Origin of the sequence: Histophilus somni, assembly GCF_014202395.1 — a bacterium.
Taxonomy (GTDB): domain Bacteria; phylum Pseudomonadota; class Gammaproteobacteria; order Enterobacterales; family Pasteurellaceae; genus Histophilus; species Histophilus somni.
Map to the genome: position 1 here is coordinate 143,484 of NZ_JACHGQ010000004.1, position 13,251 is coordinate 156,734.

Here is a 13,251-nt window from a genome sequence, read left to right on the forward strand (position 1 = left end):
AAGCGAATGAAAATTGTCGGCGGTGTCTCAAAAGTTTTATTTCCCAATGGTACAAGTGGTCAGGGATTTCGTGAGAAAAATCGTTCGCATGAAATCCGTGAACCGATAGAAAGCCGTATTGATATCCAAACAATAGCAGAAAACACCTTGGTAAAATACGTAATATTATCTATAATAATGATTGCCATTTTGATTTAGGCTGTGGCAGGCTCAGTGTCTATGCGTATTCCGGAATGTCGCTTGCATAGCCGCTACCGGTTACGTACTTGTACCCCAAATTCGGCTATCCATGCTATAAAAAAGGATTGAAATAATGAAACTCACTTTATCAGCCATTCTTCTTCTTTTTCCGGTTTCCGTACTGGCGTACACTCCCAAAAGTCCGAACGAACATTTGGACGATCACCGCATTGCAGATGAGCGGGTACGTGAAAACATTCAAGATGCCTTGCCGACACAACCTAAACAAACCGTTGTGCCGAACATTCAGCCACAGCAAACGGTTGCATTAAGCGAAAGCCAGTTACAGCAACATCCTGATTTACTTGAGCGTGCATTGATAGCGGCTTTATTGCAAGGTAATGGTGAGAATGCCTCTTTGCTGTTACCGCACTATCAAAAGTTGCCTGAAAACCTGCAAGACCCGACTTTTCACCTTTGGGCAAGAGCCTTGATTGCGCGTTGGCGTCATCAATATACACAGTCCGTGCGTTTATACCGCCAAGCCTTGGCACAACAACCTGATTGGTCGGTTTTGCGTTTACAGACCGCCGCCGCCCTCTTGTCCAATAAAGAATTCGATGCGGCAGAAGCTCAGTTTCGCAAGGTGCAAAGCGAAAATCAGCTACCCGCCGGACTTGCCCAAGAAATTGAATCAGTTTTGCTGTATATCAAACGGCAAAGCCGTTGGCAATTCAGTGGCAACACTACCTATATTAACGACAAAAATATTAACAACGCTCCCAAAAATCCTGATCTGGGCGGAGGTTGGCGAGGTGATCAGGCTGAGTCCGGTCAAGGGTTAGCTGTCAATCTAGGCATAAACAAAAAATGGTTTTGGAAAAATGGGTTATTTAATGAATGGCGTTTAGACAGCAACAGTAAATTTTATTGGAACAACAAACGCTTCAATGAAGCTAATGTACGTGCTTCAATGGGTATCGGTTATCAAAATGCGAGAAATAGCATTACTGTTCTGCCATTTTTTGAGCAAGCGTGGTATGCAGGGGGCAAGAAAGGCAATGAGACCTTACGACGTTTTTCCAACAGTCGAGGTATTGCACTAGAAGCAACCCACACTTTTAGCCCCAAATGGCAGGGGAGTCTGACAGCTGAGACGGCACAAAATCGTTATCGGACACGTAAGCATTTAAACGGTAATACGCACTTTGTTTCTTTATCGGCGGTGTATCAACACAATCCGAGTCAAGCTTGGTTTGGAGGAATAGACTGGCATCGCAACAACGCACGAGATGGCGATGATTCTTTTGACCGTATCGGGGTACGGGCAGGCTGGTTGCAAGACTGGAAAGGACTTTCCACACGCTTAATTACTTCTTATGGCAAAAAAAACTATCGCAGTGCAGGCTTTTTCAACAAAACCCAACGTAATCGAGAGTTGGGCGTACAGGTCAGTGTATGGCATCGAGCCGTACACTGGCAAGGTTTAACACCACGGTTAACATGGTCATACACTAAAACGGATAGTAACATACCGTTGTTTCGTTACAACAAACAGCGCCTGTTTCTGGAAATTAATAAGCAGTTTTGAATACAGGAGGCTGTTCACTCAATCTTTTAGGACAAATGCTTAATCATCACAGCAGAAGGAAAAATGAAAGAACAAAAAACTTGGAAAGATTTTAATGAGCAGCTCTCTTTGCTGAAAGAGAAGGGGTTGATTATTGAAGATGAAAAGAATGCTCTGGGCTATTTAAAAACTATTTGCCTAATAAATATTTTTCCTGTGTCCAATAGACAAGGCAAGTATTATCAATTCACTATCTCGTATATCACAAATAATCCGATAGTCGCCTACTCTATACCGCCATTCTCCACTTCGATTCCCAGTAAGTCCTTTGCCTTTTATTCTTGGATTTTCGCAGTTCTCTAAGTTATTTGCTATCCAAGTCAAAATCAACTTTTGTGTGCCTTTATCAAGCTTGCATAGTTGCTTCAACGCCTTATCACTATACCGTAAAGTGTACATCACTCAATTCCTAACATCTTGCATACCTCTGCGTGAGAATAACTCATTGGGGTTTTGTTGTATTCTTCCAAAGACTCACGATATACTGCAAGGTCATATTCATCTTCGATTTTTTCAAAAACGGCATTCCTGAACAGTTCGGATAGCGTAATATTATTTGTTTTTGCATAGGACTTAAATAATTGCTCGTCTTGAGCGTTTAATCTTATTGAAATAGCCATAGTAAAATTTCCTTTCATTTTGTATTACATTGTAATACATTTATACAGAATTTGCAATATAGGTGAAAAAAGAAACAGAGATTAGACGTGGTCGACACGTTGTTTTTAACTGACACGTTCATTTGGTTTTCGTGACAAAATATCGCAGAGAAGTTTTTACGGCACGATTAGATAAAAAATTAAATTTAAAGAGAAAATCTCGCAAGGTAAAAACCGTCAGCTAACGTTGTTGGAAATGATTGCCCGCCCTCAGATCGACCAAAATCGCACGTCTTAATCGTTCCGAGTGCTGTATCGTTACAACAAACAGCGGCTGTTTAAGGAATCCATCAGCAGCGTGGGCGTGTTAAAAACTGTTTACATTCCTTAAAAAAATACATATAATAACAATTCTTATTTGCATATTTTATATAATACAAGAAAGGATATAGGTAAATGACCTCTTTCAAATTATTAGGCTTTTCGGTCTTGAGTGTGGCTTTGCTCTCTGCCTGCTCTTCCGGCAAAGGTGGCTTTGATTTAGACGACGTCGAGCATACCCCCCCTCCTCCTCCTCAGGTAGTTCCCGCCCTACTTATCAAGATGTTCCGACCGAACAACGGCAGCAAGAAACAGTAGAAGAAATCAACCAACCCGCCCTAGGTTATGCCACAGAAATTCCGCGTAGGAATTTTCTTGATGATACACAACCATCCAGTATCACTATTGCGCCAGATAAAGTCAAAGCCATTGGTTATCCTTTAGAAGAGGTAATGAAAATTTACACCGGAAAAATCAAAGAAGACAAAGATAAAATATTAAAGCCAGAAGCAAATAATTTGCCACAACAGGTTAGCTATTCTCACGACCAACAAGATTTTAAGTATGTTCGTTTTGGTTATGTAGTGGGTGAAAGTAAATTCAAATTCAACAGGGAAAAAAGAAAACTTGAGTTTCAACCTGGATTTACAGGATATGTCTTCTATCAAGGGCATAAACCTACAACTATCTTGCCTACCCACATTGTTGAATATAAAGGTCATTGGGAGTTTGTCAGTAATGCCGATAAAGACCGTAAGGACTTACCTGAAGATTTTACTACCAGTAATTTCTCTTCTACGCCAGGCGTCTCTTCAGGAGCGACTTCACTGGATTTGGAACTTAATCGTAAAGAGACTAAAAAACCAATGGGGTTAACGGCTACATTTAACGCGGATTTCAGCAGCAAGAAGTTAACAGGCTCTCTAACTAGCAATGGTCCGGCTCATGTTTCTGATCAAAAAATTAAAGAACGCTACAAAATTGATGCTGATATCAAAGGCAACCGTTTTCGTGGCTCTGCAACGGCAACAGAAAGTGGTCACACTATCTTTGGTAAAAACTCTCCTAAGAATCTCGAGGGCGGTTTCTTTGGTCCTAAAGCCGAGGAACTGGCAGGTAAATTCTTGACCGATGATAATTCCCTGTTTGTCGTCTTTGGTGCAAAACGTGAAAGTAAAGGCGATGAAAAACTAGAAACCCGCTTTGATGCCGTTAAAATCAGCACGGATAGGAATGAATTAAAAAAAGAAACGATGGATACGTTCGGCAATGCCAGCTATTTAGTGTTGGACGGCAGACAGTTTCCTTTGGTGCCGGAAAGTAATGCCGGTACGACGGGCGCTGGCAACACAGGCAAGAATGATTTCATCACCACCATAGACGGTAGCAAATTAAGCAAAACAAACCATGATAAGCACAAAAACTACAAAGTTACCGTATGTTGCAGTAATTTGGTGTATGTGAAATTCGGCAGCTATGGGGAACAAACAACAGCAAACGGTGCTTCAAACAGCACTGCCGGTGCAGCAACTACGCATAACGGCACATCAATTAGCCAATTAACAAACGGACACCTTTTCTTAACCGGTGAACGTACTCCGATGGCAGATATGATGAAGCAAAAAGACCAAAACGTACATTATCGTGGCACCTGGCAAGCCAACTTTTTAAGTAGCAACGGACAGGTTGGCAGTGTTGACGCCGGTGATCCGCGTAACGATAGTGGTAAAAGCCGTGCTGAATTTGATGTTAATTTTGGTGGTAAGACAGTTACAGGCAAGTTTTTTGATGCCAACGGTACTCAACCCGCCCTCACAATGGAAAACGCCACGATTACAGGCAACGGCTTCTCCGGTACGGCTAAAACTACAAACGGTGGTTTCTCGCTAGACAATAAAGCTACAACTGGCGGTACCAAAGTGAATATCACAGCTGACATATCAGGCGCATTCTACGGTCCCAATGCAAATGAAATCGGCGGTACCATCACATCGAATGGCGCAGGCGATAAAGTCGGCGGGGTGTTCGGCGCGAAACGCCAAGAACCATCGAAATAGAAATGAAATCTTAACTCTAGGGCTACCTGAAACACATGTCAGGTAGCAGGATGGGTATCTGCTGATATGGTCAACCTGCTTGAAAAAGTTTGTCAAATCCGTCGCCTGTCGTTGTTGACGGTGTGATGTTGCAGTGGCAAATCGCTCGGCTCTGTTGAGAAAGCATGACCCATCCGTCTTTTACTCACACGGAATGAAAAAAAAATGTCTACAAAACCTTTGTTTAAACTTAAGCCAATAACATTGGCTATCAGCACGATTTTTTTACCTTTTACTGAGGCGGTTGCCGATACTGAATCACCGAGTAGCAATACAGAAGCAGTGCTGGAGTTAGAAGCTATCCAGGTGCAAGCCAAACACGAGATCAGCAGACATGACAATGAAGTCACCGGTTTGGGTAAGGTGGTCAAAAGCAGTGAAGACATTGATAAAGAACTGATTTTGAATATTCGCGATTTGATCCGTTATGATCCCGGTATTTCGGTGGTGGAGCAGGGACGTGGTGCAACGTCAGGCTATGCAATGCGTGGTGTTGACAGAAACCGCGTGGCTATGTTGGTGGACGGCTTGGGACAGGCGCAGTCGTATTCTACCTTGAAATCCGATGCCAACGGCGGGGCGATTAATGAAATTGAATATGAGAATATTAAGTCAATTGAATTGAGCAAGGGGTCCAGTTCGGCAGAATACGGTAGCGGTGCTTTGGGCGGTGCGGTAGGGTTTCGTACCAAAGAAGCTGATGATGTGATTAAAGAGGGGCAAAACTGGGGCTTGGACAGTAAAACGGCTTACAGCAGCAAAAACAGCCAGTTTATCCAATCCGTTGCCGGTGCGTTCCGTGTCGGCGGTTTTGACAGTTTGGCGATTTTTACTCATCGTAAAGGTAAGGAAACCCGCGTGCATCCTGCCGCCGAAGAAATACAACATACTTACCAACCATTGGAAGGGTATTTTAATCGGTATGAGGTTGACCAAAACAGCAACGGAACGCCTGTTCGGGCGAATGCGTATTATATACTTGCCGATGAATGTTCTAATTTAAGTGATCCGAGTTGTCGTCATGCCAAGGCCAAGACGAATAGGGTGGGTGCCCCGGAGAACAATCCTAATTGGACGCCCGAAGAGCAGGCACAGGCTGCTAAAATGCCGTATCCGACACGTACCGCCTCTGCCAAAGATTATACGGGTCCTGACCGCATCAGCCCTAATCCGATGGACTACCAAAGTCACTCTTTCTTCTGGAAAGGTGGTTACCGCTTGTCGCCTAACCATTATGTCGGCGGGGTGTTGGAACATACGAAGCAGCGTTACGATATCCGTGATATGACGCAACGGGCGTATTACACGAAAGAGGATATCTGCCACAGCGGATCCAGTTGCCAAACGTTGGATAAAAATGAGACGGACAAAGGTAATTTCGGTATCACGTTGACTGATAATCCTTTGGACGGTTTGGTATATGATGCCGGCAATCAAGCGCGTGGCGTGCGGTACGGACGGGGTAAGTTTTTTGATGAACGCCATACGAAAAATCGCTCGGGTATTTTTTACCGCTATGAGAATCCCGATAAAAATTCTTGGGCAGATAGCTTGACCTTGAGTATTGACCGCCAAGATCTCAAACTGTCGAGCCGTATCCATTGGACGTATTGCACCGATTATCCTCATGTGGCACGTTGCCGTGCCAGCTTGGACAAACCTTGGTCTAATTACCGTACCGAGAAAAACGATTATCAAGAAATTCTTAATCTGGGACAATTCAATTGGGAAAAAACTTTTAATCTGGGCTTTACCACGCATAAGGTGAATATCGCCGCCGGCTTTGGTACACATCGCTCCACCTTACAACATGGCGACTTATATGCTGAATATGTCACCTTGCCGCCGTATGAGGAAATAAAAGCGTATGATGATAAAGGTGCCTTTAAAACAGATACGACCCCTGAGGATAAATTACAATTCGGCAATGGTTCTTATAACAAACCTCGCGTATATAGACGTAAAAACACGCCGGAATTAAAAACTGTCGATGGGTGTAATGCGACAGCGGGCGATAACCGCGACTGCTCGCCACGTGTGATTACGGGCAGACAGTATTACCTTGCCTTGCGTAACCATATTGCCTTTGGTGAATGGGCAGACTTGGGGTTGGGCGTGCGGTACGACAACCATACCTTCCGCTCGAATGACCCGTGGACCAAAGGTGGCAACTACCACAACTGGTCGTGGAATGCGGGCGTGAGCCTCAAACCGACCCGCCACTTTGTCGTGTCTTACCGTGTGTCCAGCGGTTTCCGTGTCCCCGCTTTTTATGAGCTGTACGGCGTGCGTACGGGGGCTTCTGGTAAAGACAATCCACTCACACAAAAAGAGTTCTTGAGCCGTAAACCGTTGAAAAGCGAAAAAGCCTTTAACCAAGAAATTGGTTTGGCCGTTCAGGGAGATTTTGGTGTGATAGAGACCAGTTTCTTCCAAAACAACTATAAAAACCTGCTTGCCCGTGCAGATAAACATGTCGAGGGATTGGGTTATGTAACCGATTTTTACAACACCCAAGATGTCAAACTCAACGGTATCAATATCTTGGGTAGAATCTACTGGGCAGGCATCAGCGATAGGCTGCCTGAAGGCTTGTATTCCACACTTGCTTACAACCGTATCAATATCAAAGCACGCAAATTGCACGACAATTTTACCAATGTGTCTGAGCCGACATTGGAAGCCGTGCAACCGGGACGTATTATTGCAAGTATCGGCTATGATGACCCTGAGGGCAGATGGGGCCTTAATTTAAGCGGCACCTACTCTCAAGCCAAACAACGTGACGAAGTGGTCGGCGAAAAAGTGTTCGGCAAGGGTGGCAGCATTAAACGGACGATCAACAGCAAACGCACTCGCGCTTGGTATATTTATGATTTGACGGCATACTACACTTGGAAAGAAAAATTCACGTTGAGAGCCGGTATCTATAATTTAACCAATCGTAAATATAGTACATGGGAAAGTGTGCGTCAGTCCGCTGCCAATGCGGTCAATCAAGACCTAGGTACACGTTCAGCACGTTTTGCCGCACCGGGCAGAAACTTTACCGTGAGTATGGAAATGAAGTTTTAATTAAAAAACTGTCTGCAAGCTGTTTAAAAAACAGTTGAGATGATTTGTTCGTATAAATAGCTGCTTGAAGTCTTGTTATGCAGGTTCAGGCAGCTTGACATTCCAAAAAAAGAAAAAAGTCTAATGGAAGACAAATATGCTATTTGTCGGCAACGAAAAATTGTTGCAATGGATTAGCAGTTCAAGTGGCTTCCGGTATTTTTTATCGCACTTTTTCTATCTATAAGCTTGAAATCTTTATTTCCGAACTTATATTTTCGCTGTTTGTTAATTTCACTATTGGAAAAGGAAATATTATGTCAACAAATCAAGAAACTCGTGGTTTTCAGTCTGAAGTTAAACAGCTTTTACAATTGATGATTCATTCTCTTTATTCAAATAAAGAGATTTTTTTGCGTGAGTTGATTTCCAATGCGTCTGATGCGGCGGATAAATTGCGTTTTAAAGCCTTGTCTGCACCTGAATTATATGAAGGAGATGGTGATTTAAAAGTGCGGATCAGTTTTGACGCAGAAAAAGGTACGTTAACCATTAGCGATAATGGTATTGGTATGACGAGAGAGCAGGTGATAGATCATTTAGGCACTATCGCTAAGTCCGGAACAAAAGAATTTTTGGCCGCACTTGGACAGGAACAGGCTAAAGATAGTCAGTTGATCGGACAATTCGGTGTCGGCTTTTATTCGGCATTTATTGTGGCGGATAAAGTAACAGTGAAAACGAGAGCAGCAGGTGAGCCGATAGATAGAGCGGTGTTGTGGGAATCAGCCGGTGAGGGTGAATATTCTGTTGCTGATATTGAGAAAAGAGAACGTGGTACGGAAATTACTTTGCACTTACGTGAAGAGGAAAAAGAGTTTGCTAATGAATGGCGTGTACGTGAAATTATCGGTAAATATTCTGATCATATTGGCTTGCCTGTTGAAATTTTAGCGAAAGAATATGATGAAGAAGGTAAAGAAACGGGAATTAAATGGGAAAAAATTAATAAAGCTCAAGCACTTTGGACAAGATCGAAAGGTGAGATTTCTGATGAGGAATATAAAGAGTTTTATAAACATTTAAGCCATGATTTTGCTGATCCTCTTTTATGGACACATAATAAAGTTGAAGGAAATCAAGAATATACCAGCTTGCTTTATGTGCCGTCTAAAGCCCCTTGGGATTTATTCAATCGTGAGCATAAACATGGTTTGAAACTTTATGTACAGCGTGTATTTATTATGGATGATGCTGAACAATTTATGCCGAATTATTTACGCTTTATGCGTGGCTTAATTGATAGCAATGATTTGCCGCTAAATGTATCTCGTGAGATTTTACAAGATAATAAAGTGACAGCTGCTTTACGTAAAGCATTGACCAAACGCTCATTGCAAATGCTGGAAAAATTAGCCAAAGATGACGAGGAGAAATATTTACAATTCTGGAAAGAATTTGGTTTGGTTTTGAAAGAAGGTCCATCAGAAGACTTTGCGAATAAAGAAAATATTGCCAAATTATTGCGTTTCGCTTCCAGTAAAAATGATAGCTCAGAACAAACCGTTTCTTTGGAAGATTATGTTGCTCGTATGAAAGAGGGGCAAAAGGCAATCTATTACATCACTGCAGATAGTTATATTGCTGCTAAAAACTCACCGCACTTAGAGCTGTTCAATAAGAAAGATATTGAAGTATTGTTGTTGTCTGATCGAATTGATGAATGGATGTTAAGTTATTTAACTGAATTTGACGGTAAGCAATTACAACCGATTACTAAAGCGGATTTGGATTTAGGCGATTTGGCGGACAAGGAACAAGAAGAGCAAAAAGAGCAGGATAAAACCTTTAGTTCGTTTATTGAACGAGTAAAAACCTTGTTGGGAGAACGAGTAAAAGATGTGCGTTTAACGCATCGTTTAACGGATACCCCAGCAGTGGTTTCTACTGATAATGATCAAATGACCACGCAAATGGCAAAATTATTTGCTGCGGCTGGACAACCTGTTCCTGAAGTAAAATATACGTTTGAACTTAATCCTGAACATCATTTAGTGAAAAAAGTAGCAGATTTGGCTGATGAAGACGAATTTGCAAATTGGATTGAATTACTGCTTGAGCAAGCAATGCTTGCTGAACGTGGTTCATTAGAAAATCCTACCGCATTTATTAAGCGAGTAAATAGTTTGTTGAGTTAAAAGACTTGATCCGACCATGTACTATAAAAAGTGAGAGTTTCCCGTTTAGAATATGAGTGTCTAAATTCAATCTAAACAAAAAAGGAAACTCTCCTGTTTTATCAGACAGTGCCGTAAAACCACGTCCTTGAGGGCGTGGATATAAGGCACAAGCGGCATAGCCGTTTCAAACCTAACTAATCAGGTGTTTGTTGTTGCTCAATGTATTGGCGAATAATAGATATGGGTGCACCACCGCAACTACCTGCAAAATAAGACGGAGACCAAAGTTGATTTCTCCATAATTTTTTGCGAATACTCGGATAGTTTTTCTTTCTAATCATTCTGCTTGAAACGCCTTTTAAACTGTTCACAAGGTTTGATATAGCCACTTTCGGTGGATATTCAACAAGTAAATAAACGTGTAAGTTAAAAACAACGTGGCGACCACGTCTAATCTCTGTTTCTTTTTTCATAGACCAAGAGTATTATAAGCATAATTTTTTCATTGTATGCTAAGTAATGTTAATTCGTAAAGCGTTTGAATTTGAGATTAGACCAAATGGAGAACAAATCCGCAAAATCAAACAATTTTGCGGTTGTTCCCGTTTTGTGTTTAATCGGGCGTTAGCTTGGCAGAACGAGCAATATGAACAAGACAATAATCAAAAATTCAGCTATTCAAAATTAACATCTCTACTTCCGCAATGGAAAAAAGAGCTAATTTGGCTCAAAGAATGCCATTCTCAAGTGTTGCAACAGTCGTTAAAAGATCTTGAAAGTGCGTTCAAAAATTTCTTTCAGCAGCGTGCAGACTTCCCAAAATTCAAGAAAAAAGGCATAAAAGAGAGCTTTCGTTTTCCGCAAGGCTGCAAAATTCAGCCACAAAACGACCGCTTGTATCTGCCGAAAATCGGTTGGGTTCGCTATCGTAATAGTCGTGAAATTGTGGGCGAAGTGAAAAATGTTACCGTCAGCCAAAAGTGCGGTCGCTTTTTTGTGAGCATTCAAACGGAATTTGAACATGAAATCCCGATGCATAAAGGCGGAGAAATCGGCATTGATATGGGCATTGCACGCTTTGCAACCCTTTCCAATGGCGAATTTTTTGAGCCGATAAATGCGTTTAAAACCTACAAAGGTAAGTTAGCCAAACTGCAAAAACAGCTTAAAAATAAAGTGAAGTTCAGTAAAAACCGGCAAAAACTGAAAGAAAAAATCGGCAAATTACACCATAAAATAGCTAACTGCCGAAAAGATTTTTTGCACAAAATCTCAACCCAAATCAGCAAAAACCACGCAATGATCTACGTTGAAGATTTGCAAGTTGCGAATATGTCCAAATCGGCAAAAGGCACAGTGGAAGCACACGGAAAAAATGTGAAACAGAAATCAGGCTTAAACCGTTCAATACGGGATCAATCTCGGTTTGAATTTAGACGACAGCTAGACTATAAAACGCAATGGCTTGGCGGATTTTTAGTTGCTGTTCCAGCACAGAATACTAGTCGAACTTGCCCTTGTTGTGGGCATATTGCAAAAGAAAACCGTGAAACTCAAGCTCATTTTGAATGTGTAGAATGTGGCTATACAGAAAATGCCGATGTAGTGGGAGCAATGAATGTTCTCACACGTGGGCAAGCAATAGTCCAAGCATAATAAATATCAGGGTAGGACATACCCGAAGCGTCTATGAAGTGAATCTCAATAGAGATCAGCAGTAGAAACCCACCGAGAGTAGCCCACAGCTTGCTGTGGGAGCTAGTAGGAATCCCCTGCCTTTAGGCGGGGGAGGATGTCAAGTAATTAAAAATGTTAAAAATATTATTTTCACGTATAATTCGAAGTCGGGTTTTATTGACTTTTTATTGAAGGATTGTTGATGAAAAAAATTATCTTCTTTGGAACTGTTATTTGGCTAACTGCTTGTACCACAACCAATTTATCATCAAGTTGCCAGCGTTATTTTAGTGTACTGGAAAAAAATATGGCACAATTTTCCCTATCAAGTTCTGAACTGACCAAGTTTAAACAAAATAAAAATAAATTAAGTCAATTGCCGGAAAAAGAACAAAATAAAATTTGCCTTTTAAGAATGGCAAATATTCAACAGTATAGAAATTGATTGTTTCTGATGTGTTCAAGTCTTTTTATGGAATAAATATGACAACGTTCGTCGCTTGGGGCAATATTCAACAATATTATCCTTTTGAAACAATACCTTTGCGGTTGCTAAATAAAAACCTAACGCATTCAGCAAGTAACTATAAACCTGTGCAGCAACGTTATCATTGTCGCCGTTTAGCACATTTTTTATTGTGGCAATTGTTACAAAAAGCTGGTGTTAATACCGCACTTTTAGGTGATATTAAGTGTTCTCCATCCAATCGTCCTTACTTTTTACAAGACAATATTGATTTTAATATCAGTCATTCTGATGATTGGGTAGCAGTTGTTTTACAAGTTGATGAAAATAATGATAAAAGTGCAGTAGGAATTGATATTGAGTTTGTCAAAAAAACAAGAAATTACACCGCACTTTTACAGCATTTTGCCAGACGGCAAGAGGTGATTTGGTTTCAACAAAAGCCTTGCGAGGCACGTTTTTATCAAATTTGGTGCGGACGAGAGGCATTGTTGAAATCGCAGGGCGTAGGTATTGTCAAATTATCGGAAGTCAAGCATGAACCGGAGAAATTATTACTTCACTCCGATTATTGCCCAACGGGAAAGCTCATATTTACGGCTGAGTTGCCTTTTTATTTTGCACTTTTTTGTCATCAACATATTGAACAAACACAATATTTTATGTGGCAAGATAACCGGTTTGTTTCAAAAAAACTGACGCAGGCAATTGAATATCAAGTGAATCCTTTAAAGCAATTCATTCAAATTTAAAGTCGGTTTTCGTTGCATAATAAAAATGAGGTAGAGTATTGCTCAAATTGAATTTACGAAGATTAAATTATCAAAGGACAACAGAGTCATCGTGAAATTGCGGTAGAAATTCAGGACTTTTTAAGTGGTAACAAAAAGCCTCATCAATAAACAATGAATTGATAAGGCTAGAAAATTTGGTGGAGATAATCGGGATCGAACCGACGACCTCTTGAATGCCATTCAAGCGCTCTCCCAACTGAGCTATATCCCCGTAAATCGAATGTGGCGGCTATGATAAATTCCGCCACTTGTGC

10 protein-coding genes, 1 tRNA gene and 2 pseudogenes are annotated in these 13,251 nt (G+C 41.3%); 9 read left to right on the plus strand and 4 right to left on the minus strand.

Features of this window, described 5'->3' with window-relative positions; genetic code table 11:
• Positions 1 to 6: 6 nt before the first annotated feature.
• Entirely contained in the window at positions 7 to 198 is a 192-nt protein-coding gene (locus HNR69_RS03770) for a hypothetical protein (protein WP_075294309.1), read from the plus strand.
• Positions 199 to 313: 115 nt separating this feature from the next.
• On the plus strand, positions 314 to 1,771 hold the full coding sequence (locus HNR69_RS03775) for a surface lipoprotein assembly modifier (RefSeq protein WP_135026492.1): 1,458 nt from the start codon (positions 314 to 316) through the stop codon (positions 1,769 to 1,771).
• A 177-nt stretch (positions 1,772 to 1,948) separates the two neighbouring features.
• Here the strand turns inward: HNR69_RS03775 and HNR69_RS03785 are convergent, their stop codons facing one another.
• Both HNR69_RS03785 and relB read right to left on the minus strand, forming a co-directional pair.
• The gene (locus HNR69_RS03785) at positions 1,949 to 2,209 is read right to left on the minus strand and encodes a type II toxin-antitoxin system RelE family toxin (protein WP_075294307.1); all 261 of its coding nucleotides are present in this window, start codon (positions 2,207 to 2,209) and stop codon (positions 1,949 to 1,951) included.
• On the minus strand, positions 2,209 to 2,430 hold the full coding sequence (gene relB, locus HNR69_RS03790) for a type II toxin-antitoxin system RelB family antitoxin (protein WP_075294306.1): 222 nt from the start codon (positions 2,428 to 2,430) through the stop codon (positions 2,209 to 2,211). The genes HNR69_RS03785 and relB overlap by 1 nt, the downstream gene beginning before the upstream one ends.
• 62 nt (positions 2,431 to 2,492) lie before the next feature.
• On the opposite strand from relB, the pseudogene HNR69_RS09795 reads away from it, so the two are divergent.
• The 4 genes and pseudogenes from HNR69_RS09795 to htpG form a co-directional block, all read left to right on the plus strand.
• Positions 2,493 to 2,591: pseudogene (locus tag HNR69_RS09795) on the plus strand (IS200/IS605 family transposase); the annotation flags it as partial.
• Between the two features lie 462 nt (positions 2,592 to 3,053).
• On the plus strand, positions 3,054 to 4,787 hold the full coding sequence (locus HNR69_RS09540; protein WP_247593551.1) for a transferrin-binding protein-like solute binding protein: 1,734 nt from the start codon (positions 3,054 to 3,056) through the stop codon (positions 4,785 to 4,787).
• A 204-nt stretch (positions 4,788 to 4,991) separates the two neighbouring features.
• Positions 4,992 to 7,901: a lactoferrin/transferrin family TonB-dependent receptor gene (locus tag HNR69_RS03800; RefSeq protein WP_075294304.1), complete on the plus strand. Its 2,910-nt coding sequence runs from the start codon at positions 4,992 to 4,994 to the stop codon at positions 7,899 to 7,901.
• A 296-nt stretch (positions 7,902 to 8,197) separates the two neighbouring features.
• Positions 8,198 to 10,078: a molecular chaperone HtpG gene (gene htpG / locus HNR69_RS03805; protein WP_075294303.1), complete on the plus strand. Its 1,881-nt coding sequence runs from the start codon at positions 8,198 to 8,200 to the stop codon at positions 10,076 to 10,078.
• Between the two features lie 176 nt (positions 10,079 to 10,254).
• Here the strand turns inward: htpG and tnpA are convergent.
• Positions 10,255 to 10,482 (minus strand): annotated as a pseudogene (gene tnpA, locus HNR69_RS03810) (IS200/IS605 family transposase); the annotation flags it as partial.
• Between the two features lie 97 nt (positions 10,483 to 10,579).
• Here tnpA and HNR69_RS03815 point away from each other — a divergent pair.
• The 3 genes from HNR69_RS03815 to HNR69_RS03825 all read left to right on the plus strand — a co-directional run bounded on the left by HNR69_RS03815 (position 10,580) and on the right by HNR69_RS03825 (position 12,955).
• The gene (locus HNR69_RS03815; RefSeq protein ID WP_147590746.1) at positions 10,580 to 11,716 is read left to right on the plus strand and encodes an RNA-guided endonuclease InsQ/TnpB family protein; all 1,137 of its coding nucleotides are present in this window, start codon (positions 10,580 to 10,582) and stop codon (positions 11,714 to 11,716) included.
• Positions 11,717 to 11,939: 223 nt separating this feature from the next.
• Complete coding sequence (locus tag HNR69_RS03820) at positions 11,940 to 12,182, plus strand: hypothetical protein (RefSeq protein ID WP_011608610.1); 243 nt, start codon at positions 11,940 to 11,942, stop codon at positions 12,180 to 12,182.
• A gap of 38 nt (positions 12,183 to 12,220) precedes the next feature.
• Positions 12,221 to 12,955, plus strand: a complete 735-nt coding sequence (locus tag HNR69_RS03825; RefSeq protein WP_075294059.1) for a 4'-phosphopantetheinyl transferase family protein — start codon at positions 12,221 to 12,223, stop codon at positions 12,953 to 12,955.
• A 177-nt stretch (positions 12,956 to 13,132) separates the two neighbouring features.
• Here HNR69_RS03825 and HNR69_RS03830 read toward each other — a convergent pair.
• A tRNA-Ala gene (locus tag HNR69_RS03830) sits at positions 13,133 to 13,208 on the minus strand.
• Positions 13,209 to 13,251: the final 43 nt, after the last annotated feature.

Coding starts and splice junctions, on each gene's coding strand:
- HNR69_RS03815 (WP_147590746.1), top strand. CDS start 10,580: ATGTTAATTCGTAAAGCGTTTGAATTTGAGATTAGACCAAATGGAGAA.
- HNR69_RS03775 (WP_135026492.1), top strand. CDS start 314: ATGAAACTCACTTTATCAGCCATTCTTCTTCTTTTTCCGGTTTCCGTA.
- relB (WP_075294306.1), bottom strand. CDS start 2,430: ATGGCTATTTCAATAAGATTAAACGCTCAAGACGAGCAATTATTTAAG.
- HNR69_RS03825 (WP_075294059.1), top strand. CDS start 12,221: ATGACAACGTTCGTCGCTTGGGGCAATATTCAACAATATTATCCTTTT.
- HNR69_RS03770 (WP_075294309.1), top strand. CDS start 7: ATGAAAATTGTCGGCGGTGTCTCAAAAGTTTTATTTCCCAATGGTACA.
- htpG (WP_075294303.1), top strand. CDS start 8,198: ATGTCAACAAATCAAGAAACTCGTGGTTTTCAGTCTGAAGTTAAACAG.
- HNR69_RS03820 (WP_011608610.1), top strand. CDS start 11,940: ATGAAAAAAATTATCTTCTTTGGAACTGTTATTTGGCTAACTGCTTGT.
- HNR69_RS03785 (WP_075294307.1), bottom strand. CDS start 2,209: ATGTACACTTTACGGTATAGTGATAAGGCGTTGAAGCAACTATGCAAG.
- HNR69_RS03800 (WP_075294304.1), top strand. CDS start 4,992: ATGTCTACAAAACCTTTGTTTAAACTTAAGCCAATAACATTGGCTATC.